At 68.7% G+C, this 22,458-nt stretch carries 22 protein-coding genes; 3 read left to right on the top strand and 19 right to left on the bottom strand.

What is annotated here, in order from left to right; all coding sequences use genetic code 11:
* Positions 1-2: 2 nt before the first annotated feature.
* From I0Q12_RS12765 to I0Q12_RS12730, 8 genes are all read right to left on the bottom strand, one after another.
* Positions 3-1,169: an ABC transporter ATP-binding protein gene (locus I0Q12_RS12765; protein WP_197252272.1), complete on the bottom strand. Its 1,167-nt coding sequence runs from the start codon at positions 1,167-1,169 to the stop codon at positions 3-5.
* A 28-nt stretch (positions 1,170-1,197) separates the two neighbouring features.
* Positions 1,198-2,379 carry an acyl-CoA dehydrogenase family protein gene (locus I0Q12_RS12760; RefSeq protein WP_197252271.1) on the bottom strand — a complete coding sequence of 394 codons (1,182 nt, stop codon included), beginning with the start codon at positions 2,377-2,379 and terminating at the stop codon, positions 1,198-1,200.
* A 61-nt stretch (positions 2,380-2,440) separates the two neighbouring features.
* The gene (locus I0Q12_RS12755; RefSeq protein ID WP_197252270.1) at positions 2,441-2,725 is read right to left on the bottom strand and encodes a hypothetical protein; all 285 of its coding nucleotides are present in this window, start codon (positions 2,723-2,725) and stop codon (positions 2,441-2,443) included.
* Between the two features lie 88 nt (positions 2,726-2,813).
* A complete protein-coding gene (locus tag I0Q12_RS12750; RefSeq protein ID WP_197252269.1) occupies positions 2,814-3,878 on the bottom strand; it encodes an ABC transporter substrate-binding protein in 1,065 nt (354 codons plus the stop codon).
* An 85-nt stretch (positions 3,879-3,963) separates the two neighbouring features.
* A complete protein-coding gene (locus I0Q12_RS12745) occupies positions 3,964-5,217 on the bottom strand; it encodes an acyl-CoA dehydrogenase family protein (protein WP_197252268.1) in 1,254 nt (417 codons plus the stop codon).
* 243 nt (positions 5,218-5,460) lie between these two features.
* Positions 5,461-6,630, bottom strand: a complete 1,170-nt coding sequence (locus I0Q12_RS12740) for an amidohydrolase family protein (protein ID WP_197252267.1) — start codon at positions 6,628-6,630, stop codon at positions 5,461-5,463.
* A 133-nt stretch (positions 6,631-6,763) separates the two neighbouring features.
* The gene (locus I0Q12_RS12735) at positions 6,764-7,981 is read right to left on the bottom strand and encodes a CaiB/BaiF CoA-transferase family protein (protein WP_197252266.1); all 1,218 of its coding nucleotides are present in this window, start codon (positions 7,979-7,981) and stop codon (positions 6,764-6,766) included.
* 201 nt (positions 7,982-8,182) lie between these two features.
* Positions 8,183-8,989 carry an SDR family NAD(P)-dependent oxidoreductase gene (locus I0Q12_RS12730; RefSeq protein ID WP_197252265.1) on the bottom strand — a complete coding sequence of 269 codons (807 nt, stop codon included), beginning with the start codon at positions 8,987-8,989 and terminating at the stop codon, positions 8,183-8,185.
* A gap of 199 nt (positions 8,990-9,188) precedes the next feature.
* Between I0Q12_RS12730 and I0Q12_RS12725 the strand changes: the two genes are divergently transcribed.
* The 3 genes from I0Q12_RS12725 (at position 9,189) to I0Q12_RS12715 (ending at position 12,164) form a co-directional block, all read left to right on the top strand.
* Complete coding sequence (locus I0Q12_RS12725) at positions 9,189-9,917, top strand: FadR/GntR family transcriptional regulator (protein ID WP_231610541.1); 729 nt, start codon at positions 9,189-9,191, stop codon at positions 9,915-9,917.
* Positions 9,918-10,051: 134 nt separating this feature from the next.
* Positions 10,052-11,335: an MFS transporter gene (locus I0Q12_RS12720; RefSeq protein ID WP_197252263.1), complete on the top strand. Its 1,284-nt coding sequence runs from the start codon at positions 10,052-10,054 to the stop codon at positions 11,333-11,335.
* A gap of 109 nt (positions 11,336-11,444) precedes the next feature.
* Positions 11,445-12,164: an SDR family NAD(P)-dependent oxidoreductase gene (locus tag I0Q12_RS12715; RefSeq protein ID WP_197252262.1), complete on the top strand. Its 720-nt coding sequence runs from the start codon at positions 11,445-11,447 to the stop codon at positions 12,162-12,164.
* 64 nt (positions 12,165-12,228) lie between these two features.
* Here I0Q12_RS12715 and I0Q12_RS12710 read toward each other — a convergent pair whose 3' ends face one another.
* From I0Q12_RS12710 to I0Q12_RS12660, 11 genes are all read right to left on the bottom strand, one after another.
* A complete protein-coding gene (locus tag I0Q12_RS12710; protein ID WP_197252261.1) occupies positions 12,229-13,122 on the bottom strand; it encodes a TIGR03619 family F420-dependent LLM class oxidoreductase in 894 nt (297 codons plus the stop codon).
* A gap of 121 nt (positions 13,123-13,243) precedes the next feature.
* Positions 13,244-14,335 (bottom strand): phosphotransferase family protein, encoded by a 1,092-nt coding sequence (locus I0Q12_RS12705; protein ID WP_197252260.1) that lies wholly within the window; start codon positions 14,333-14,335, stop codon positions 13,244-13,246.
* Positions 14,335-15,624, bottom strand: coding sequence for an acyl-CoA dehydrogenase family protein (locus I0Q12_RS12700; protein ID WP_197252259.1), 1,290 nt, complete (start codon positions 15,622-15,624; stop codon positions 14,335-14,337). Before I0Q12_RS12700 ends, I0Q12_RS12705 begins: the two co-directional genes overlap by 1 nt.
* Before the next feature lie 40 nt (positions 15,625-15,664).
* Positions 15,665-16,807, bottom strand: coding sequence for a thiolase family protein (locus I0Q12_RS12695; protein ID WP_197252258.1), 1,143 nt, complete (start codon positions 16,805-16,807; stop codon positions 15,665-15,667).
* A complete protein-coding gene (locus tag I0Q12_RS12690) occupies positions 16,804-17,235 on the bottom strand; it encodes a Zn-ribbon domain-containing OB-fold protein (protein WP_197252257.1) in 432 nt (143 codons plus the stop codon). The genes I0Q12_RS12695 and I0Q12_RS12690 overlap by 4 nt, the downstream gene beginning before the upstream one ends.
* Entirely contained in the window at positions 17,232-17,714 is a 483-nt protein-coding gene (locus tag I0Q12_RS12685) for a Zn-ribbon domain-containing OB-fold protein (protein ID WP_197252256.1), read from the bottom strand. The genes I0Q12_RS12690 and I0Q12_RS12685 overlap by 4 nt, the downstream gene beginning before the upstream one ends.
* A complete protein-coding gene (locus I0Q12_RS12680; protein ID WP_197252255.1) occupies positions 17,711-18,898 on the bottom strand; it encodes a lipid-transfer protein in 1,188 nt (395 codons plus the stop codon). The genes I0Q12_RS12685 and I0Q12_RS12680 overlap by 4 nt, the downstream gene beginning before the upstream one ends.
* A gap of 45 nt (positions 18,899-18,943) precedes the next feature.
* A complete protein-coding gene (locus I0Q12_RS12675) occupies positions 18,944-19,759 on the bottom strand; it encodes an SDR family NAD(P)-dependent oxidoreductase (protein WP_248676242.1) in 816 nt (271 codons plus the stop codon).
* Entirely contained in the window at positions 19,756-20,583 is an 828-nt protein-coding gene (locus tag I0Q12_RS12670; RefSeq protein ID WP_197252254.1) for a mycofactocin-coupled SDR family oxidoreductase, read from the bottom strand. Before I0Q12_RS12670 ends, I0Q12_RS12675 begins: the two co-directional genes overlap by 4 nt.
* Before the next feature lie 31 nt (positions 20,584-20,614).
* The gene (locus I0Q12_RS12665; protein ID WP_197252253.1) at positions 20,615-21,706 is read right to left on the bottom strand and encodes an ABC transporter substrate-binding protein; all 1,092 of its coding nucleotides are present in this window, start codon (positions 21,704-21,706) and stop codon (positions 20,615-20,617) included.
* A gap of 41 nt (positions 21,707-21,747) precedes the next feature.
* The coding region (locus tag I0Q12_RS12660) for an SDR family NAD(P)-dependent oxidoreductase (RefSeq protein WP_197252252.1) at positions 21,748-22,458 on the bottom strand (711 nt) is incomplete at its 5' end.

The raw sequence follows: 22,458 nt of genomic DNA, 5'->3' as shown, positions 1-22,458 counted from the left end.
CCTCACCCCGCCAGGGCGCCGACGAGCGCCTGCTGAGGCATCGCGAGTGCGTTGCCGTCGGTGTCGAAGGTGCGGCCGTCGATCGGTTCGAACGCGAGAACCATCGCCGCGCCCCGGGAGACGGTCCGCGGTGCCCGGGACGAGTCGTACGTCGGGATCCGGGCGTGCAACTGCCGCCGTGCCGAACCCTCGACCGCCACCGAACACATGACATCCAGATGCAGGCCACCGTATTCGACATCGTCGACGTGCACCGCGATCCCGGCCTCGCCGGACCGCAGATCCGCCGCATCGGCGACGAGGCGCACCTTCTCCGGCCGCAACCGGATCACGAACGAGCCCACCGACGCCGCCGCTCGCGGCTGCATGCCGTGGATCTCGGCGCCCAGTGCGTACCACCGGCCGTCGACGTACTCGCACGGCAGCCGGTTCGACATGCCGGTGAAGCCGGCGACGTATTCGTCGACGGGTTCCTCGAACACCTCGCGCGGGGGGCCGATCTGCACGATCTGCCCGGCGCGCATGATCGCCATGCGGGTGCCGAGGGCGAGCGCCTCGCTCTGATCGTGGGTGACGAACACCGCGGTGAACGGCTTGCGCTGGTGCAGATCGTGCAGCTCGGCGCGGACCTGGTCGCGGAGCCGGGCGTCCAGGTTGCTCAGCGGCTCGTCGAACAGCACGAGGTCGGGGTGCGAGACGAGACCGCGAGCGAGCGCGACGCGCTGCTGCTGCCCACCGGAAAGTTCGGCGGGCAGCCGGTCGAGGAGGCGTTCGCAGTCGACGAGGGCCGCGGTCTCCTCGACCCGGCCGCTGTTGAGCGCGTCGGTGAGCTTGCGGGACTTGAGGGGGTACGCGATGTTCTTGCGGACGGTCATGTGGGGCCACAGGGCGTACGACTGGAACACCATGCCGATGAACCGCTTGTCGGGGGTCAGGTTCACTCCCCGCGCGCCGTCGAAGACGACCTGGTCACCGAGGGTGATCGAACCGCTCGCGGGTTGTTCGAGCCCGGCGAGGCATCGCAGCGTGGTGGTCTTGCCGCAGCCGGACGGGCCGAGCAGCACCAGGAATTCGCCGTCCTCGATCTCGAGGTCGAGGTGGTCGACGGCCACGGTCGGGGGCTTGCCGTCGAAGTTTTTCAGCAACTGGCGGATCGAGACATGGGACATCGTGGACTCACTTTCTGACCGGCAGGATTCAGGCCTCGGGGGCGAACAGGGCCGACGCCGGCTCGCGGAGACGGTCGGGGTTCGGGGCGTCGTCGGAGCGGGCGCTGTCGGTCGCGAGCAGATACAACCGTTGCGCGTGATCGTCCGCGCTTCCCCACAGCACGCTCGAGCCCAGGGCCCGGCGGTAGTAGAGGTGGGCGGTGTGTTCCCAGGTGAAGCCGATGCCACCGTGTACCTGGACGTTGGTGGCGGTCGCGAGATCCGCGGCGTCCCCGCAGGCGAGTGCGGCGATGGCGGCCGCTTCGGCGAGATCGCGATCGGTACCCTCCTCGACAGCCCAGATCGCGTGTGCCACAGCGGAATCGGCGAGTTCGACGGCGACGGCCACTTCGGCGAGCATGTGCTTGATGGCCTGGAACTCGCCGATGACACGGCCGAACTGGACGCGTTCCTTCGCGTAGGCGACCGCCGCGTCGAGGCACGCGCGTGCGACTCCGAGGCTGTCGCACGCCAACGCCACGAGAGCCTGATCGCGCACGCGGCCGGGTTCGGGGCGGTCGGTGAGCAGGGTCGCGGGGACGTCCTCGGCGTGGACTCGCGCCAGACCTCGGGTGGCGTCGGTCGTCTGCATCGGCTCCACCGTCAGATGGGTACGGTCGACCGCGTACAAGCCCAGGGATCCGTACCTGTCGACAGCGTGGACCAGGACCGTGTCCGCCGCAACTGCGTCGAGCACGAACTCCGCTCGGCCCGTGAGGGTCACGCCCTCGCCGCCGTCGACGGCACGGAAGGTGCCGTCACCGGGCGTGTCGAGATCGTCCCCGGGGACCACGGTGGCGACGATCCTCGTTCCCGAGGCGATCTCCTCGAGAAGGTCGCGGGCGAGGGGGTGCTCTGCGCAGCGCGCGAGCGCGGTGGCGGCGATGACGCTGCCGAGGACCGGGACGCGGGTCAGTTCCGCGCCGAGGGTTTCGAGGACGGCCGCCACGGTGGCGTAGGAGGTTCCGAGTCCGCCGTGAGTTTCCGGGACGGCGAGGGCACCGACTCCGATCTCGCGGCCGAGCACGGACCACAGGTCGTGGTCGAGGGGACCGTCGCGGTAGACCCGCTCGGACCGTCCGTCGGCCGGGTCGGCTCTGCCGACGGCGGCCCGGATGGTGTCGACGAGGAGCGCCGTGTCCTCTGCGCCGACCGCGCTCGAGAGAATCATGCTGTCGCCTTTCCTGGGGGTGCCGGAGCCGGTTGGACTGCTGCCGGCGTCGGGGATCTGCTCAGTCCGAGGACGGGAGGGGGCGGGCCTGTTTTTCGGCGAGCACCGCGTCGCCGATCGCCAGGGGGCCGGCGCCGGGCCGTACGCACAGCACCTCGACTCCCCCGCCCTCGTATCGCTTTCCGATGAGCAGTCCCGGAGTCGTCGCCGCCGGGGCGGCCGGTGCCGCGTCGGCGGACATCGGCTCTCCCCCGCACAGCAGGGGGCCGGCCACGTTGTCGTCCACACGGACGATCACGACTTCCGCGCCGCACACGGGGCTCTTGAGACGTTCTCCGACCTTCATGTTTCATTCCTCTCGTGTCCGGGACCGGTTCGGTCACCGGAGGCTCGCCGGGGGTGCCGGGATCGGCGCCCCCGGCGGCCGGGGGTTGTTACTGACTGGAACCGAACAGCCGCGCGAACTCGGCCCGGAAGGCCTCGGTGTCGTCGGCGGTGACGATCCGGCTGTTGACCCAGATGTCGTCCGCGGACGTCGCGGCCGTGGAGATGCCGGGCAGCACGGAGCCGGCGCGGTCGGCGACGGCCTCCTGTCCCGCCTTGGTCACCAGGAAGTTCGCGAACAGCTGTGCGGCGTTGGGATGGGGCGCGTTCGCCAAGACTCCGGTGAGGAAGGGAGCACCGAAGACCGGTGAGGGCAGACCGGAATCGACGGGCGCGCCGGCTTCTTTTTCCGCGGTGAGCGGCATGGTGTAGACGGCTGCGGCGATTTCACCGGAGGTCAGCGCCTGGGCCATCGCCTGGGCGCCCGGGTAGGTGCGGGGCTTCTGGCCCGCGAGCTTCTCGACGAAGTCGGGAGACACCGTGTCGCCCAGGAAGTCGTAGAAGTCCACGACCGCGGACGACACCGGAAGCATCACGCCGATCTTCCCGTCCGCGAGCGAGGGATCGAGCAGCCCCTCGTATCCGTCGATGCCGTCCGGGACCCGGCTGGTGTTCCAGCCGTAGGTGAGAACCGCAGCCGACGAGAGGAAGATCCGGTCGTCGTCGCGCAGGAACTTCTCGCGGTCGAACTCGGCGGCGCCGAAGGCCGGACCGGTGACCGGGACGAAGTACCCCTCGGCCAGGCGCGTGTCCACCCAGGGCCGGGAGGCGGTTGCGATGACGTCGGCCGTATGACGACCGGTTTCCGCTTCCGCCGCGAGCTTGGTCTGGAGGTTGGCGTCGTTGTCGCGCACGATCTCGACCTCGATGCCGTACGCCGACTCGAATCGGGAAGCGAGTTCCTGGAGGTTGTCCGTCGGCTGGCCGGTGAAGTAGGTGACCGAGCCCTCCTGCTCGGCAGCCTCGACGAGCTCCGCCCAGGCGCTGTCTCCGGCGGGGCCGAGATCGTCGGCGGAGACCTCGGTCGTGGCACCGGATCCACACCCAGCGACAGCGAAGGTCACTGCGGCGATACCTATTCCGGCGATCGAGCGACGAAGCGACGCGAATCTCATGGCAGACCTTTCGGGGAGGTTTTGAAAGAGTCGAGCGACGTGCGCCGGGGACGCACGGGGTCGAACGGTGGGTCGCGGAGGGTGCTCAGCTTCCGGAGGTGGCACGGCCGTGGACGCGACTGCGCGCCTCACGCCAGGTCAGGCCGCGGTCCGCACGAGCCTCCGCGGGGAGTCCCAGAAGCCGCTCGGCGACGATGTTGCGCTGGATCTGATCCGAGCCGCCGGCGATGCTGTAGCCGGGGGCGCCGAGAACGTGCGCATTCCATTCGTAGGTACCGGGGATACCGGTGTCGGCGATGAGGTTGCGGCCCAACACCGTTCGGGCTGCAGCGGAGACCGCGGCAAGCTTGTCGACCCACTGGATCTTGCGGACCGATCCGATCGCCGAGGGAGCGGCTCCGCCGTCGCGCGCCTGACGGTCGCGCAGCAGATCCACCGCGGCCAGCTGCTGACGCAGATACACCCGGGCCAGCTGCTCTCGCACGCGCGGGTCCTCGTCACGGCCGAGCCGCCGGGCCGTGGCGACGAGCTGGGAGAACTGTCCGCCGACGTTCGCGGTGTTCGAACCGCCCTCGCGCTCGAAGGCGAGCGTGGTCAGGGCGACGGACCATCCCTTTCCCACCTCTCCGAGACGCAGGGAGTCGGGGATGCGGACCCGATCGAGGAACACCTCGTTGAAGCTGCTGCCTCCGGACATCTGCCGGATCGGGCGGATCTCGACGCCAGGGGCGTCGAGGGGCACGAGGAATGCGGTCATGCCCTGGTGCTTCGGCTGATCGGGATCGGTGCGGGCGATGAGTTCACCCCATTCGGCGAACTGTGCTCCGGACGTCCAGACCTTCTGCCCCGAGACGATCCAGTCGTCACCGTCCCGCACCGCGCGAGTTCCCAGATTCGCGAGGTCGGAGCCGGCATCGGGCTCGGAGAACAGTTGGCAGGCAAGAAGCTCACCGCGAAGCATCCGCGGCAGGAACCGCTGCTTCTGCTCGTCGGTACCGAGGAGCCTGATGGTGGGGGCGATGAGGTGCAGGGTGACCGAGACGAGCTCGTGCGGCGGGAGCGGGCACAATTCGTTCTCGATCCGCGCGAAGGCTTCGGCGATCTCGGTTCCGGCTTCCGCGCCGCCGTACTCGCTCGGCCATCCGAGCGCTCCGTAGCCGGCGTCGAACTTCTCGCGCTGCCAGGTGCGGTGGCGGTCGAGGAGCGCTCGCTCCTCGTCTTCGCCGAGATCGTGGAAGACCGAGACGTCGTACTCGTCCTCGCGGACGGTGAACGCCAGTCGGGCCAGGGTGTCGGTCACCCAGGTGCGGGCACGGGTCTCGAATTCCGAGAGGGACATGAATACTCCACTGGCTGAGGCTGTCCGGGGGACGGGACAGTCGGGCTTCTGGTCGGTCCGCGGCCGGTGGCAGAAACTATCCGCTCGGCATCCATTGGGAACATACGCATATTAACGGAGATTTGGATCACAGTCCAGCAGTACGGGAGACGCGTGTCACCCCGCGACCGCCGGCCCGGCGCGGACCGCCGGTGCCGGCCCCGCACGTCGCGCGCGGGGGCCGGCACCTGGGACTCGAGGACGTCAGTCCAGGTTGTAGAGGGCCGCGGCGTTGTCGTGGAGGATCTTGCGCGCGTCTTCCTCCGACAGGTGCGCGAAGTTGCGCCGGAGGTAGTCGTCCGGGCGAATGGCATCGCTCGCCGGTCCCGGGGACATGGACGTGGGGTGGGGGTAGTCGGTCTCGTAGAGCACGTTGTCGGCGCCGAGCTGTTCGATCGCGCTGCGTGCGGAATCCTGCTCGAACCAGAAGCAGCCGAAGATCTGCCGCTTGAAGTATTCGCTGGGCAGCAGTTCGTAGTTCGGGTGCTCCTTGTGCACGCCGCTGTTCCGCCACTGCCAGTCCATGCCCTCGAGCGCGAACGGCATCCAGCCGATACCCGATTCGACCGAGACGAACTTCAGATCCGGGAAGCGGTCGCAGATGCCGCCGAAGATGAGCTGGGAGATCGTCCGGGCGTTGTCCATGAAGAACGAGATGCCCATCATGCCGTAGTTGGCCGCCACGCCGTTGCTCTCGTGCCCGAAGCCGCTCAGATCGACCTCACCGGAGGCGATGTGGAAGTTGATCGGCAGCTTCTTCTCCTGCGCCGACGCCCACAGCCGGTCCCAGTACGGGTCGGTCAGCATCGGCAGCCCGAAGGCGGCCGGGTTCTGGGTGAACACCAGGCCCTTGTGCCCGGCGGCCGCGACACGCTCGACCTCGGCGAGGGTGGCCTCCATGTCCCAGAAGGGCAGGATGCCCACCGGAACGTAGCGGCCCGGCGCGAACTGCGCCCATTCGGTCAGGTAGTCGTTGTAGGCGCGGACACACTCGAGCTGCAGTTCGTTGGAACCGTTGGACTGCAGCGTCTTCTGGCTGAAGACCGCGACGTTCGGGTACAGGATCTGCGCGTGGATGCCGTAGTCGTCCATGAGCGCCAGGCGCTTGCCCGGATCCCACGAGCGCGGATCGGTGTCGACGAAGCGCGGAGGGCAGCTCGGCGGGTACTCGTGCCAGCCGGCCATCGCCGGGGCGCCGACGGCGCTCATACGGGTTCCGGAGACGAACCACGCCTCGTCGCCGCGCGCCTCGTCCCACCGCACGTGAGGAACGAGATCGCCCCACTTCTTCGACATCCGGGACGTCCACAGGTCCGGCGGCTCGACGACATGGGTGTCGGTGTCGATGATCTTGATATCTCGAAGGTCGTACACGAGAACTCCTCTTGTGGAGATAGGGAAGGGAAACTGTCGGTGCGCAGGTGCGCGGGAGGCGGCGACCTCAGGTCGCAGCCGGAAGGCTCCGTCGGATCGGGCCGGAATCTCTGTCCGGTCGGGCGGAGAGGCTCTACTTGATCGCGCCGGCGATCTTGAGTTCGACGATGCGGTCCCAGTCCAGACCGTGTTCGAGCAGCACCTCGTCGGTGTGTTCTCCGTGATGAGGGGCTCGCGTCAGCGTCGGGGCCTGCCCGCCGAAGGAGGTCGGTGCCGTCACCATGTCCAGGGTCCGCCCGTCCTCGTACTCGACGGTGCGGACGAAGCCGTTGGCCAGGGCCTGCGGATCCGACAGCACGTCGATCGGCTTGCGGAAGACGTCCCACTGGCCTTCCTGCTTGCCGAGGATGTCGGTCCACTCGGCGAGGGTGCGCTGTTCGAAGACCTCGGTCAGGATCGCCGTGCACTCACGGGAATTGCGCGCGCGGTCCTCGAAGGTCGCGAAGCGCGGATCGTCGATCAGGTGGGACAGGCCGATCGCCTCGCACAGGCCGGGCCAGAACTTCTGGCTCTGCAGCAGCGCGAGATGGATGTAGCGACCGTCGCTGGTCCGGTAGATGTTCGAGACGGGGTTGACCGGGTTGTGGCGGTCGGGATACGGCAACTCGTCGGCGCCGACCATCTGGCAGCCCGCGATCGTCGCCTGCATCGCCCACGCACCGACGGAGAACAGCGAGGTATCCACGACGATGCCCTCACCGGTGCGTTCACGGTGGAGGAGGCCGGCCGCGATCCCACCGGCCAGGGCCATGCCGCTCTGGGAGTCGCCGAAGGCGGGTCCCGGCATGTTGGCAGGCCAGTCCAGGTCGTCCGGAGCGATGGACCCGGCGGCCCCCGAGCGTGCCCAGTAGGTGATGCCGTCGAAGCCGCCCTTGTCGCTGTCCGGGCCGGCCACGCCCTGGGCGGTGCCCCGCGCGTACACGATCCGGGGATTGCGGGCGAAGATGTCGTCGACGTCGATGCCGAGTTTGGCGCGCGCATCGGGCAGGAAGTTGGTCATGAAGACGTCGGCGGATTCGACGAGCTTCATGAGGACCTCGCGGCCCTCCGGGTGGGCGATATCCAGTGCGACGGCACGCTTTCCGCGGTTGTTGATCTCGAACAGGCTCGCGAGGCCGTCGACGTGGGCGGGGACACCCCAGGCCGCGGTGGACCGGGTGGGGTCACCGAAATCCGAGTGCTCGACCTTGACGACGTCGGCTCCCCAGTCGGAGAGGATCGCGGCCGCCGAGGGGACGAACGCGTACAGCGCCACCTCTACGACCTTGATCCCGTTCATCACCGTGGTCATCGAGTGTTCTCCTTCGTCGTCTCGCGGCCGCGAACGGCCGCGCGCAGGATGGGAAGTCAGCGCCGAACGACTCCGCGAGAGGCGGTCCGGAATTCGGCGGATGCTCGGACGTGAGCTGAAAACACCGTAACTATAGCAATGTTTTGTGCGTTGTACATCACAATTTTCGGGAGGCCGTGAGGCGACGCCGCGCGGGATGGGTCAGTAGAGCGACTCACCCCCATCCACCACGAGGTTCGTGCCGGTGACGAACGCCGAATCCGGACTCGCGAGATACAGCGCGGCAGCGGCCATGTCCGCCGGGGTTCCCGCCCTGCCCATCGGCACGGTCGCGGCCCGCTCGTCGAACAGGTTGTTGCGGTCCTGGGCCAGTGGGGTCGCCGTGATACCGGGCGACAGCGCGTTCACGCGCACCCCGGTGGGCGCGAGCTCGTAGGCCGCGAGGCGGACCAGCTGGTTGAGTCCCGCCTTCGAGGTGCCGTAGGGAACGAGCGAGGGACGCGCACCGAGCGCCCGGATCGAGGAGACGACGATGATGGACCGGTTTTCGTCCGTGCGCTCGACCATCGATCGCGCCGCCGCCTGCACGCAGAGGAACGTCCCCGTGAGATTCAGGTCGATGCAGTCCTGCCACTGCTGCGGTGTGAGTTCGAGGAAGGGCACCACGCTCCCGCTGCCGGCATTGGCGACGAGTACGTTGAGCGGCCCGTTCCGGTCCTGGGCGGTTTCGAACATCGCGGCGATCGAATCCGCGTCGCTGATGTCCGCGACGACGCCCGAGACCCGAGCCGTGTCCTCGCACCGCGTCTGCAGTCTCCCGACCGCCGCGTCGAGCACCTCCGGCCGGCGTGCCGCGAGGGAAACCGTCGCGCCCGCTTCGAGCAGACGTTCGGCGATCCCGTAGCCGATTCCTTCGCTGCCCCCGGTAACCAGGACATGCTGACCGGCGAGAGTCCTTGCGCCCGTATTCGTTGCGGAAATGTCGCGTGTAGGTGTGTTCTGAGTCATAGAAAGTGGTATAGCATTAACCAACCGAAACATACATATATTTGGGGGTAGCCTTGATCGCGGAACTCTCTCCCTATACTCGGCCGCACGCTCACCCCCGCCCGGACGAGTGCGGGTCCCTGCAGACGACGAGGACACCATGACTCGCAACTTCACAAGTTCGCAGTCGGATACCGCCGCGCGACGACGCGCGGTAGCCATGACTCGCAACGAAAAGGTCTCGCGCACCGTGGCACGCATGGTCGCCAGGGAGATCGCAGACCGGCAGCTGGCTCCCGGTTCACCCCTCGAGGCCGAATCCGAGATGGCGCGGCGCTTCGGCGTCGGCCGTGCGTCCGTTCGCGAGGGGCTGCGCCTGCTCGAGGCGCAGGGCCTGGTGACGGTACGGCAGGGACTCGGCGGCGGACCGATCGTCTCCGAACCCACGGGGAGCGAATTCGGCGACACCCTGTCGATGTATCTGCAGGCGAAAGGCGTTCGATTCCGTGAGGTCGCCGAGGCGGCACTGGAGATGGAAGGCCTCGCGGCCGCGATGCTCGCCGATCGCGTCGCAGCGGGCGAGGACGTCGATCTCGACGCACTGGCCGGCAAACACATCGTGCCGGAGATGTCCGACGACGAAGTCATCGACACCGCAGTCGGATTCCACCAGACACTGCGGGAGATGTCCGGAAACTACATCCTCACCCTCACCGGGTCGGCGCTCGCGCACATCTACACCTTCCGCATGCTCGAAGCGCACCCCGATGTCTGGGACGACGAGGAGCGCGAAGGCTTCGAAGGACCCCACAAGGCGATCCACAACGCCATCGCCGCCGGCGAGTCCGAACTTGCCCGCCGTCTCGCACGCGAGCACATGCGCGAGGTGATCGACAATCTCTCCGCTCTGAACCCCCGGATGCTGAACGAACGCGTGGATTGGCGCTGACTGTCCCACCTTTCGGTCTCGACCTGCATCCCGGGCACCCACCCGTGACCTGAACATCGACCACCGGCGATCCGGCGCGCCCGCACGGCCGCCGGATCGTCGCCGCAGGTCGTCGTACCGAACCGGAGATCAGCTTGCCGTCGAATCCTGTTCCCGATCCGAAACGTCCACGCGGGCGCACCGCACTCCCCCGCGCGGGCTGGGCGGTCGCCTTCGCCACGGTCGGGGTGTTCATGGGCATCGGGGTCGTGAGCCCGATCCTTCCGTCCGTCTCCAGCGAACTCGGCGGGTCGCCGGCCCAGGTGTCCCTGCTGTTCACCAGCTACATGGCGGTGATGGGCCTGGCGATGGTGGTCACCGGATGGATCTCGAGCCGGATAGGGGCACGTACCACCCTGCTGATCGGCCTGTCGCTCATCGCACTTGCCGCGGTGGGATCGAGCGCATCGTGGGCCCTCGGGCAGATCATCGGGTTCCGCGCCGGATGGGGGCTCGGCAACGCACTGTTCGTCGCGACGGCCCTGGCCGCGATCGTGGCGACGATGCCCGGACACCATTCACGCGCGATCACCTGCTACGAAGCCGCAGTGGGCGCCGGGATCGCCACCGGCCCGCTGCTCGGTGGCATCCTGGGGCAGATCTCCTGGCGCGCCGCGTTTCTCGGCTCCGCCTCCCTGATGGCTCTGTCCTTCGTCGTTCTGGCGGTGGTTCTTCCTCGCACGCCGGGAGCATCCGAACCGACCGCGATCACCGCACCCTTTCGCGCCCTCGCCCATCGGGGGCTGTTCTCGGTCGCCGCGGTGTCGCTGCTCTACCATCTCGGACTCTTCGCGTTGTTCTCCTACGGACCGTTCGTGCTGGGATTCTCGCCCGTTCGAACAGGTTTCATCTTCTCCGGCTGGGGCGTGTGCCTGGTCTTCGCGTCCGTCGTGGCCACACCCCGCCTGAGAGTATCGGTGGGCGCCGTACCGACCGTCGCGGCCGCTCTCGTCCTGTTCGCGACGACTCTCGCGATCGTCGCCGTCTTCACGGACAACCGCGCGGTCGTAACGACCTGCATCATCGTCTCCGGCCTGTTCGTCGGACTGCTCAATGCGCTCGTGACCGAGATCGGGATGCAGGTGTCCACCGTGGACGGAGCCACCGCGGCGGCGAGCTACAGTTTCGTCCGCTTCGGCGGCGGCGCCTGCGCACCGTGGCTTGCCGGGTGGCTCGGCGAGGTCACCAACCCGCACGTGCCGTTCGCGGTGGCCGCGGGCGCCACCGCACTCGGACTGGGGGCCCTTGCATTCGGCCGACGAAGCCTGTCCGAGCTGCCCCGTCGCGGAGCCCCCGGTCCGCGGCCCCACGACCGGCAGACCCCTGCGGAGGGCGGGCCGATCGCGCCTGCCGCCGGCCCTTCCACGATCAGGGGGTGACGTAGACCACTGGACGCGCTATGCTCCTAACAACCTAAATATACGCATGTTTTCGGGCGCTCTTCTGCCCGGACGGCAGCTACCCTTCCCGGCATCGAAAGGCCTCCTCATGAGCGAACTTTCCCTCGGATCCGGTTCCGTCGTCGTGACCGGCGGAACCGGTGGTCTCGGCACCGCGGTCACCGAACGTCTCCTCGCGACCGGCTCGCGGGTCGTCGTCCCCTGGTACGACGAGGCCGAAGCGAGTCGGCTGACGCCACACCCCGATCTCGTCCTCGTCAAGGCCGATCTGTCCGACGAGAACGACGTCGAGCGGGTCGTCGGCCTCGCCACCGCGGACGAATCCCGGCCGTTGACCGGACTGGTCAACCTCGTCGGAGGCTTCCACTCGGGGAGCCGCGTCCACGAGACACCCGTCGACGTGCTCGACGCCCAGCTCTCCCTCAACCTGCGGATCGCCTACCTCGTCACCCAAGCGGCACTGCCCGAACTCATCCGGCGCGGTGGCGGTTCGGTCGTGTGCATCGGTTCGGCAGCCGCGACACACCCGTTCCCGGGCGCCGCCGGCTATATCGCCTCGAAAGCCGCTGTCGCAGCGCTGGTCCAGAGCATGGCGGTCGAGTACGCTCCCGACTCGATCCGTGTCAACGGCCTGGTGCCGTCCATGATCGACACCCCTGCCAACCGACAGGCCATGCCGAACGCCGACACCTCCTCATGGGCCCGCCCGGCCGACATCGCCGAGGTCATCGCGTTCCTGCTGAGCGACTCCGCCCGGTCGGTGACCGGCGCACTGATCCCCGTCACCGGGACCACCGCCGGTCATTGATCGCACACCCCGTGGACGCAGGAGGACCCCGCAGCCGAAGCCGCGGGGTCCTCCTGCGTTCGGTTCACCGAAGGCCCAACGCGGACCTCACGCCGAGCCGGTCCGCGAGGGCCGCCAGGTTTGCACGTCGCTCCGCGACGGTCGCACCCTTCCAGCCCGCGTCCGCCCACACGACGAGGTCGTCGAGTCCGTGTTCCCGATACCGTTCGAGATCGGCCGCGGTGGTCTCCTCGGTCACCTCGACCCGCACGTAGCACGGGAACTCCGTGTTCCCGCCCGTCTCCAGGCGGTGCCGGCGCAGTACGCCCACCAACTCCACGGCCTCCTCGAAAGTGGGTGTGCCCGAGGAGATCCAGGCGTCACCGAGACGAGCTGCACGAGCAAGCGCGCGGGGCCCGTTGCCCCCGTAGACGACCGGCACGGCCACGGGTCGAGGATGCAGCCGGACCTCGTCGAACCGATAGAAGGTGCCCTCGTGGGAGAACGACTCGCCGCCCCACGCCTTGCGCAGGATCTCCACGCACTCGTCGGTGCGGGAGAACCGCCCGGCGAAGGGCACGTCGAGCGCGGCGAACTCCTCTTCGAGCCACCCGGCGCCGACACCGAACAGCAGCCTCCCGCAGCTGAGTTCCTGAACGGTGATCGTGCTGCGCGCGGTGTGCAGGGGATGACGCAGCGCGGTGACATACACGGCCGTGCCGAGCCTCAGGCGTTCGGTGACCGCCGCGATCGCCGCGTGCAGGGCGAGCGGATCGGTGAGTTCGGTCGTGTCGTCGACGATCGGCCCCGAGTGATGCTGGCGGGTCCCCGCCGACGGGTGCTCGCTCGCGTACGCGGCCGGATGCAGCACGTGCTCCCCCAGCCACAGCGCGTCGAACCCCAGTTCGTCGGCGGCGCGGGCCAGCTCGAGCGCGTCGTGGGGGGTGGTTCCGTAGGTGCACAGTCCGAGCGTGGACACGGTCTCTCCTCGAGGTCGGGTGACGGCGACATTCGTGTGGTGGCGGCGTTCGTAGAACGCCGAAGGGGCACGTCCGGTGGCACGAGGCGGCCGGACGTGCCCCTTCGAGGCGGACTCCCGGTCAGGCCGGGAGCAGCCCGAGCGCCCGGCGCGCGAGCGGCGCGACAAGCTCCCCGCGCTGTCCCATCCGCGGATCGGTGGTCTCCCCGCGCACGAACCGCGCGTAGAGCTGCTGCAGGATGACCACGGTCTTCCAGCAGCCGAAGGCCTCGTACCAGTCGATGCGCGAGAGGTCGAGCTCGCTGCCCGAGGCGTAGCGCTCGACGATCTCCGCCCGCGACGGCAGGTCCAGTGCGTGCATGCCCGGCACCACGATGAACGCCGCATCCGAATCCGGGTCGACGGTCCGGTCCGGCCAGTAGTTGAGCAGGGTGCCCAGGTCGACCAGCACGTCACCGGTGGTGGCCATGTCCCAGTCGAACACCGACTTCACCCGATCGGGGTTCTCGTGCGGGAACTGGCAGTTGTCGACCTTGTAATCGTTGTGCACGATCCCGGCCCGCTGACTCGCCGGAACATCGGCCCGGATACGACGGCCGACCTCCTCGACGAGTTCGGCGACCTCGCGTCCGGGCGCGTACTCGGCAACCGCGTCCCACCGGGCCGACCAGCCGGCGACCTGCCGTTCCAGATATCCCTCCGGCCGGCCGAGATCGGCGAGATCACACGACGCCGGGTCGACCGCGTGCAGATCGGCGAGCGCATCGACCACGGCGAAACCGATCCGCCTTCCGGCATCGGCGTGCTGCGCCATCGAGTCCGGGATCTCGTCCCAGACCACGACTCCTTCGCGGTACTCGGAGACGAAGAACTCGGCCCCCACGACGGAGGTGTCCGCGCAGTGCAGCAGCGCGCGCGGAGCCCGGTCGTATGCGCGGTACAGGCGGGAGAGCACCCGATGCTCACGCGCCATGTCGTGTGCGCCGCGCGCGATCTTCCCGAAGGGCGGCCGCCGCACGACCAGAGGCCGGTCTCCGAAGGACACCCGGTAGGTCAGATTCGCCGAGCCGCGCGGGAACTGCAGCACGGAGAACTCCCCGTCGAGTCCGTCGACGTGGGACCGCAGGTACGTCTCGAGCGCGTCCCAGTCGAGTTCCTCACCAGGACGGACGGGGGCGACCTCGACGCGCGGCTCCTCCGCGACACCGGTCATCACTGCACCCCCAACGCGGGCAGCCCGAACTTGGCCTCCGCTGCGGCGTCCTGGGCGAGCAGGTGGGCCGTGGGGAACAGTCCCTCGGCCGGCGTCGCCGTCTTCAGCAGCTGCTTGGCGATCTGCTGCTTGTGCAGTTCGGTCGCGCCGTCCGCCAGGCCCATGTGGTAGCTCTCGAGCAGCCACTTGCCGAACGGCATCTCGGTGGAGATGCCGAGCGAGCCGTGCAGCTGGATCGCGCGGGAGACGACGTTGTTGAGGACCTTCGGCATCACCATCTTCACGGCGGAGATGTCTGCGATGACCTTCTTGTAGTCGTCGAGCCGGTCGATTTTCCACGCGGTGCGCAGCACGAGGAGACGGAACTGCTCGAGGTCGACCCACGACTCGGCGATCATGTCCTGCACCATCTGCATGTCCGCGAGCGAGCGGCCGCGGGTCTGCCGCGACACGGCGCGTTCGAGCATCATCTCCAGCGACGCCTTGACCAGGCCGACGGTGCGCATCGCGTGGTGGATGCGACCGCCGCCGAGCCGGGTCTGGGCGACGGCGAAGCCCTCGCCCTCCTCCCCGAGCAGGTGGTCGGCGGGGACGCGCACGTCGGTGTAGCGGATGTAGGCGTGGGTGCCCTCGGATTCCTGGTGACCCCACACGCTGACGTTCCGGACGATCTCGATGCCCGGCGTGTCCATGGGGACGACGAACATCGACGCCCGCTTGGTGCGGGGGGCGTCGGGGTCGGTCACGGCCATCACGATGAGGAACGACGAGAACCGGGCGTGCGAGGAGAACCACTTCTCGCCGTTGATGACGTAGTGGTCGCCGTCGCGGACGGCGCGGGTGACGAAGCTCGTCGGGTCCGAGCCGCCCTGGGGTTCGGTCATCGAGTAGCAGGAGACGATGTCGCCGTCGATGAGCGGCTGCAGATAACGCTCCTTCAGTTCCGGTGTGCCGTAGTGCGCGAGGATCTCCGCATTACCGGAATCCGGTGCCTGGCAGCCGAACACGACCGGCCCGCTGTGGGTGGCGCCGAGGATCTCGTTGAGCAGCGCGAGCTTGAGCTGGCCGTAGCCGGGCCCGCCGAGCTTCGGGCCGAGATGGCAGGCCCACAGGCCCTGCTCCCGCACAATCTGCTGCAGCGGACGGATGAGTTTGTTGCGCGTCGGATCGGTCACGTCCCACGCGTGTTCGATGACGCGGTCGACGGGCGCGACCTCCTCGTCGACGAACTTCTGCACCCAGTCCAGCTTCGCCTGGAACTCGGGGTCGGTTTCGAAATCCCATGCCATGTCGATCGTCTCCTGCCGTTGTCGTGAAGATTCGGGGTGGTCAGCGCGTGAGGACGGTGCACGCACTGATACCGGGGGCGCCGTAGACGTGGGTGAACCCGACCTTCGGGTCACCCGGGACCTGCCGGTCTCCGGCGGCACCGCGCAGCTGCACGACGTTCTCGTACACCTGGCGCAGGCCGGTCGCGCCGATCGGTTCGCCGTTGGCGAGGCAGCCGCCGTCGGTGTTGACGGGAATCGCCCCGCCGATTTCGGTGGCGCCGGACCGGATGAGGGTCTCCTGCTCGCCGTGCTTGCACAGGCCCGTCTCGGCCAGGTGCATGATTTCGGCACCGGCCTCGGTGTCCTGGATCTGCGCCACGTCGACGTCGCTCGGGTCGATCCCGGCGGCCTCGAACGCCGCCCGGGAGGCGGTCACCGTCGGCCCGTCGGCCCGTTCGGGTGAGGTCCACGGGCTGAACACCTCGAACGAACCGAACAGCCGGGACCGCAGTTCGGCGGCCTCGAGGAAGACCGGGGTGTCGGTGTAGCGGTGGGCCTGGTCGGCGCGGGCGAGCACGAGCGCGACCCCGCCCTCTGCCGGGGAGCAGAACATGTACTGGGTGAGCGGGTCGTTGACCATCGTGGCGCCGGCGATCTCCTCCTCGGTCAGAGGGGTGCGGCGCCACGCGTGCGGGGCGAGCGAGCCGTTGCGGAACGCCTTGGCGGCCACCGTGGCCAGCAGCGATTTCGGCAGTCCGTGTTCGACGAGGTACCGCTGGATCTTCATGGCGAAGAACTGGGTGGTGACCATCATCCCGGACTCGCCGTACCAGCGGCCCAGCCCGTTGTCCTCGGGGCGCGGGTTGAACGCGCCGCGGGGATGCTTGTCGAACCCGACGACGAGACCGAGATCGGCCTCGCCGGACCGGATCCGGCTGACCGCCGAGGTCAGCGCGCTGCCGCCGGTGGCGCATCCGTTGGAGACGTTGACGAAGGGCAGTCCGGTCAGGCCCAGGGTGGACACGAGGGTGTCGGCGTTGCCGGCGGAATCGCTGCCGCCGTAGGCGAACTGGATGTCCTTGAACTCGACTCCGGCGTCGGCCATCGCCTGCCGGGCCGCGTAGGCGCCCTGTTCCAGGCCGCTCACGCCCTCGGTGCGGCCGAACCTGTGGATGCCGATACCGACGATCGCGACCTTCATGCCGTCTCCTCCTTGCTCGGTGCGAATGCGAAGGTGACGACCTCGGTGCCGTCGTCGTCGACATGGTTGACGATGCTGCACAACCGCATCGGCATCCCGATCTCCAGCGACTCCGGGTCGTTCACGGTGAGACGGGACTCGACGATCACGTCACCGAGGTCGATGTAGCCGACCCCGAAGGGGGTGAACGGTTCGGTGTGCAGGAACGGCTTCTTCGGGGCGAAGGACTGCACGGTGTAGGACCAGAGCACCCCCTCGGTGGGCAGAGCCTCGGGGTTCATCTCCGCGGCGCCGCAGCGGGGGCAGCTGTGCTGGATCGGGAAGGTGACGGTCGCGCAGCGGGCGCAGCGGGCACCGCGCAGCGCGCTGCTCGGGTCGTCGTCCACGAACAGGACCGGGTCGATCGGTCGGGTGGGTGCCGTGGTCATTCGTCCTCCCCGGTTCCGGCGCTCGCGCGCTCGGTGTCGATCTCCCAGACGGGCAGGACCACGGGGTTTCCGGCGGCGTCCTCCCCGAGGTCCTCGAAGGTGCAGCGGACGGGGGTGCCGGCGGTGACCTCGGCGCGACCGGGCAGGTTACCGATCAGGCGCACGCCGGCCGCCTCGCCGTCGAGGTCGACGACGATCACGGTGTACGGCACCGGGAACAGCGGATGGACCTGATGTTCGACGACGGTGTGGCTGTACACGGTGCCGGTGTGGGCTGCCGGCTTCCACGACACCTCGGTGCTCGCGCAGTACACGCAGCGGGGCCGCGGCAGGTGGATGCGCCGACCGCAGTCCTCGCAGGTGAGGATCTCGATGCGGTTCTCGGCTGCGGCGGAGAAGAAGCCGGCGCTTCCCCGTTCGGTGACGAGGGGACGGAGCCGGGCGGTGGTAGCCGCGCTCGCGGCTGCGGCGGCGCTCATGCCGCCACCAGGATCAGCGCGGATGCCGCCGGCGGCGGAGCCGAGGTGACCAGGGAGACCTGTGCACCCTCGACCTGACTCGTGGAGGTGCCGCGGATCTGCCGCACCCCTTCGACGACGTGGTTCATTCCGTGGATGTATCCCTCGGACATGTGTCCTCCACTGGTGTTGATCGGTATCGCTCCGCCGAGATCGATCTGGCCCTCGGCGAGGAAGTCGCCGGTGTCGCCGCGCTTGCAGAACCCGTAGTCCTCGAGCTGGATGAGGGCGGTGATCGAGTAGCAGTCGTAGATCTGGGCGACGTCGACGTCCGCCGGTCCGAGACCGGCCCGGCTGTAGAGCGTCTCCTGGCATTCCCGCGACGGCAGCGCGGTGATGTCCTCGCGCATGAGCGTCGGGTACATCAGGCCCGGCTGCGGATGACGGCAGGTCGACATCGCGACCGACCGGATGAGCGCCGGAGCCTGCCGCAGGTCCTTCGCGCGTTCGGCGGTGGTGACGACGACCGCTGCGGCACCGTCGGTTTCGAGACAGTAGTCGAACAGCCGCAGCGGCGACGACAGCATGCGCGAGTCGAAGTAGTCGTCGAGCGTCATCGTCCGGTCGTACATCTGCGCGGCAGGATTCGCATTGGCACGCTTGCGGGTCACCAGAGCGATCTGCGCCAGTTGCTCGGAGGTCAGACCGGTCTGGGTCATGTAGCGCTGGGCCACCAGCGCGAAGTACTGGCCGGACGAGAGCAGCCCGTAGGGGCCGAAGAACTCCTCGAAAGTCTCGTTGCCGCCCACCTCCGGGGTGACGACCGGAGACAGACCGAAGCGGCGGCCGGAGCGGCCGTTGAGCGAGCGGAAGACGACCACGGTGGTCGCCTGACCACTCATGATCGCGGCGACGGCCTGGGCGACCATCGCGGCCGGGCCGGAGCCGCCGGGGCCGGCTTCGCCCCAGTAGGTCAGGTGCGGGACGCCGAGGCCGTCGGCGAGGGCCGCGCACGAGACGAGATCCATGTCGTTGCGGACGACGCCGTCGACGTCGGCCGGGGTCAGTCCGGCGTCCTCGAGGGCCGCCGCGGCGGCCTCGACGGCGAGCGCCGTGACGGAGACACCGGAGTCCTTCGAGAACGCGGTGGTTCCGATTCCTGCGATGGCGCAGGCATCCCTGCGCCAGGTCGGGTCGGTGGGCATGTGTGAGTCACCTCTGTGTCGTGCCCGCTGCGAGCGGGCGGGAAGTCAGTTCGCGGTCAATCCGCCGTCGGCGGCGATCGCTGCGCCGGTCACGAAGGAGGCGTCGTCGGACAGGAGGAAGGCCACCACCGACGCCATCTCGGCCGGTTCCGCCGAGCGCCCGAGCGCGGTGTTCTCCACCACCCGGCTGCGGGTCGGTTCCGGTTCCGGGCCCTGCAGCGCCCGTGAGTTCACGCGCAGGCCCGTGGTCACGAGACCGGGGCACAGGCAGTTCGCTCGGATGTTCCGGTCCGCGTAGCCCATGGCAACCGACCGGGTGAGCTGCAGGACACCGCCCTTGGACGCGTCGTAACCGGGGGTGTTCAGGTTGGTCGCCACCAAGGATGCGACCGAGCCGACGGTGACGATCGAACCGCCGCCGGCCTCGAGCAGGTGCGGCAGGGTGGCACGCAGCGGCAGGAAGGTGCCGGTGAGGTTGACCCGCAGGATGCGTTCCCAGTGGGCGAGTTCCATCTCGTGGAGCATCGCCGTCCCGTTGACCCCCGCGCAGGTCACCACACCGTCGAGGCCTCCGAACTCGGCGACCGCCGCAGCCACGGCCTCCTCGACGGAGGCTTCGTCGCCGACGTCGCACCGCAGCCCCAGCGTCTGCGCGCCGGTCTCCGCAACCGCGTCGGACACCGACTCGGCGGCCACACCACGAGCATCGGTCACCGCGACCGCTGCGCCCTCGGCGGCGAGTCGCTTCGCGACGGCTTCGCCGATGCCGCTGCCACCACCGGTGACGAAGATCCGGCGTCCTTCGAGCCTGCGCGGCACCGGGGCGGTCTCGGGCCGGGTTTCGTTGTCCAGAGCAGTCACAGTCGTACCCCCGCGTCGACCGGCAGTGCCACGCCGGTGATGAAACGGGCTTCGTCCGAGGCGAGGAACAACACGGCGTTGCTCATGTCCTCGGGCGCGACCCAGCCGATTCCCATGGGGTTGCGGTCCTTCGAACGCTCCCACAGGTCATCGGGCCCGGGGTTCTCGAGATCGGGCCCGAAGATCCGGAAGGTCGCGTCGTTGTGCAGCATCGGGGTCTCGACGGCGCTGGGGTTGACCGTGTTGACGCGGATGCCGTGGGGGCCGAGTTCGGTGGCCAGCGTCCGCATGAGGCCGACGACGCCGCTCTTCGAGGCGTTGTAGTGCCCGATGTTGGCCGAGCCGAGCATCGCCTGGATGGAGCTGGTGATGACGATGGAACCGCCCCGACCGCCGCGGATCATCTCGGGGACGACGGCACGGACGGTGTGGAACACGCCGGTGAGGTTGACGTCGAGCATGTCCTGCCATTCGGCGTCGCTCAGCTCCCAGGTGGGCCGGAAGCCGACGATGCCCGCGTTGGCGCACACGATGTCGATGTGCCCGAAGGTCCCGATCGCGGCGGCCACCGCCGCATCGAGCTGCGACTGGTCCCGGACGTCGGCTACGCGGGACAGCACCTTCCGGCCGGTCGCGGCGACCAGCGCCTCGGTCTCCTTCAGGTCGTCCTCGGTGGCGAGGGGGTACGGCACCGAGTCGATCGGCGCGCACACGTCCAAGAGGACGACGTCCGCACCTTCCTCGGCGAGACGCAGGGCGTGCGAGCGGCCCTGGCCGCGCGCCGCGCCGGTGATCAGCGCGACTTTTCCTTCAACTCTTCCCATGGGGGTGACTCCTTCTCCGGCGATCCCGGGACTACTGGTTGAACAGGCGGCCGAAGCGGGCCTTGAGATCCTCGAGTGCTGCCGGGGTCATCGCCTCGGTGTTCTGCGGGGCGACCTTGTCGACGGTGGTGACGGACGAGGCGATGTTCGGCAGGACCGCGGCGTTGCGGAACGAGATGGCTTCCTGACCGGCCGGCGTGATCATGTAGTTGGCCAGGACCTGTGCCGCGTTGGGATGCACGGCGTCGGCGAGGATCGCGGTGTACATGGGGGCGCCCCACACGACGTCTCCGAACGCCGAGTCGACGGGCGCGCCGGTCTGCTGTTCGCTCTTCTGGTCCTGCACGAACGCGGCGACGGCGATCTCACCGGAGGCGAGGGCCTGCGCCAGCGGCAGTGCGCTGGGGTAGATCCGCGGGGTCTGGGCGGCGAGCTTCTCGAGGAAGCCCTCTCCCCCGACCTGTTCGAGGTAGCTGTCGTAGAAGTCGACGTGGGCGGTCGAGGTGGGGGTGACGATGCCGATCTTCCCGCCGGCGAGGGACGGATCCAGCAGGTCGCTGTAGCTGTCGATGCCGTCGGGCTGTCGCTGGGTGTTCCAGCCGAAGGTCAGCACCGAGGCGTTGGTGACGAAGTAGCCGGTGTCGTCCTTCAGCGTCGTCACGTCGTATTCGCTCGCGGAGTCGGTGAAGGCGGGGCCGACGGGTGCGGCGAAGGCTCCGTTCGCGCCGTTCTCCACGGCCCAGGGGACGCTGGCCTGGGTGACGATGTCGGCGACACGGTTGCCGGTCTCCGCCTCCGCGCCGATCTTCTGGTGCAGGTTCGCGTCGACGTCACGCACGACGTTGAGACGGATGCCGTAGTCGGCCTCGAAACGGCGGCCGAGTTCGGCGAGAGCGTCCGCGGCGTTCGACGAGTAGATCGTGACCTCGCCCTCCGCCTTGGCCGCCTCGACGATCTGCTGCCAGGCATCATCGCCGGCCGGACCGGTGGATCCGATCGAATCGGACGAGATGCGGTCGTCGCCGCCGTTTCCGCCGCAGGCCGCGACAGCCGCCGCGAGGGCACCTGCGGTCAGGGCCGACAGGAAGGCACGCCGGGTGCGGCGGGTGTGGATGGGGTTCATGTGGGGCTCCTGGTGGTCGGTCGGGGTGGGACCGAGATCTGTCAGGGGGTGGAGGTGCGGCCGCCGTCGACGGGGATCACGGCGCCGGTGGTGTAGGTCGAGCCCGGTCCGGCGAGATACAGTGCTGCACCGACGATCTCGTCCGGATTTCCCGCGCGCTGGAGAGGCATCCCCCGGAACAGCTCATCGGCCGATTCCATGTCCCAGGCCTTGCTGATGTCCGTGAGGAAGGCACCGGCCATGATCGTGTTGACGCGCACGTTGGGCCCGTAGGCCTGGGCGAAGCCCTTGGTCAAGGTGTTGAGCCCCGCCTTGGCGGCCGCGTACGGCAGGTCGGTGGTCATCGGCCGCTCGGAGGCGATCGAGCTGATGTTGATGATCGATCCCCCGGAACCGGCCGCCATCCGGGGCCCGACGAGGCTGGTGAGCCGGAACGCGCCCTTGAGGTTGACGCCGATCACCTTGTCGAACAGTTCTTCGGTGACCTGGTCGAGGCTCGGGTACAGCGGCGCCATGCCCGCGTTGTTGACGAGGATGTCCAGGTGCCCGAACTCGTCGTAGATCCGTTCGACGAGTGGTTCGTGAGCGTCCCAGTCACCGACGTGGAAGGCGAGCGGAAGTGCCTTGCGGCCGGTGGTCTCGGCAACCTCGGCGGCCAGCTTCTCACAGCTGTCGACCTTGCGGCTGACGATGACGGTGTCGGCGCCTGCGTTCGCGAAAGCGAGAACCATCTCGCGGCCCAGGCCGCGGCT

Origin of the sequence: Rhodococcus sp. CX (assembly GCF_015865005.1) — a bacterium.
GTDB lineage: Bacteria > Actinomycetota > Actinomycetes > Mycobacteriales > Mycobacteriaceae > Rhodococcus.
This window is presented reverse-complemented; position numbering and strand designations above follow the sequence as displayed.

What these genes read in the sequence shown, in the direction of transcription:
- I0Q12_RS12695 (WP_197252258.1), bottom strand. Translation starts at nt 16,807, where the DNA reads ATGAAGGTCGCGATCGTCGGTATCGGCATCCACAGGTTCGGCCGCACC.
- I0Q12_RS12735 (WP_197252266.1), bottom strand. Translation starts at nt 7,981, where the DNA reads ATGACCACGGTGATGAACGGGATCAAGGTCGTAGAGGTGGCGCTGTAC.
- I0Q12_RS12685 (WP_197252256.1), bottom strand. Translation starts at nt 17,714, where the DNA reads ATGAGCGCCGCCGCAGCCGCGAGCGCGGCTACCACCGCCCGGCTCCGT.
- I0Q12_RS12715 (WP_197252262.1), top strand. Translation starts at nt 11,445, where the DNA reads ATGAGCGAACTTTCCCTCGGATCCGGTTCCGTCGTCGTGACCGGCGGA.
- I0Q12_RS12665 (WP_197252253.1), bottom strand. Translation starts at nt 21,706, where the DNA reads ATGAACCCCATCCACACCCGCCGCACCCGGCGTGCCTTCCTGTCGGCC.
- I0Q12_RS12745 (WP_197252268.1), bottom strand. Translation starts at nt 5,217, where the DNA reads ATGTCCCTCTCGGAATTCGAGACCCGTGCCCGCACCTGGGTGACCGAC.
- I0Q12_RS12750 (WP_197252269.1), bottom strand. Translation starts at nt 3,878, where the DNA reads ATGAGATTCGCGTCGCTTCGTCGCTCGATCGCCGGAATAGGTATCGCC.
- I0Q12_RS12725 (WP_231610541.1), top strand. Translation starts at nt 9,189, where the DNA reads ATGACTCGCAACGAAAAGGTCTCGCGCACCGTGGCACGCATGGTCGCC.
- I0Q12_RS12765 (WP_197252272.1), bottom strand. Translation starts at nt 1,169, where the DNA reads ATGTCCCATGTCTCGATCCGCCAGTTGCTGAAAAACTTCGACGGCAAG.
- I0Q12_RS12700 (WP_197252259.1), bottom strand. Translation starts at nt 15,624, where the DNA reads ATGGCATGGGATTTCGAAACCGACCCCGAGTTCCAGGCGAAGCTGGAC.
- I0Q12_RS12690 (WP_197252257.1), bottom strand. Translation starts at nt 17,235, where the DNA reads ATGACCACGGCACCCACCCGACCGATCGACCCGGTCCTGTTCGTGGAC.
- I0Q12_RS12760 (WP_197252271.1), bottom strand. Translation starts at nt 2,379, where the DNA reads ATGATTCTCTCGAGCGCGGTCGGCGCAGAGGACACGGCGCTCCTCGTC.
- I0Q12_RS12755 (WP_197252270.1), bottom strand. Translation starts at nt 2,725, where the DNA reads ATGAAGGTCGGAGAACGTCTCAAGAGCCCCGTGTGCGGCGCGGAAGTC.
- I0Q12_RS12670 (WP_197252254.1), bottom strand. Translation starts at nt 20,583, where the DNA reads ATGGGAAGAGTTGAAGGAAAAGTCGCGCTGATCACCGGCGCGGCGCGC.
- I0Q12_RS12680 (WP_197252255.1), bottom strand. Translation starts at nt 18,898, where the DNA reads ATGCCCACCGACCCGACCTGGCGCAGGGATGCCTGCGCCATCGCAGGA.
- I0Q12_RS12705 (WP_197252260.1), bottom strand. Translation starts at nt 14,335, where the DNA reads ATGACCGGTGTCGCGGAGGAGCCGCGCGTCGAGGTCGCCCCCGTCCGT.
- I0Q12_RS12730 (WP_197252265.1), bottom strand. Translation starts at nt 8,989, where the DNA reads ATGACTCAGAACACACCTACACGCGACATTTCCGCAACGAATACGGGC.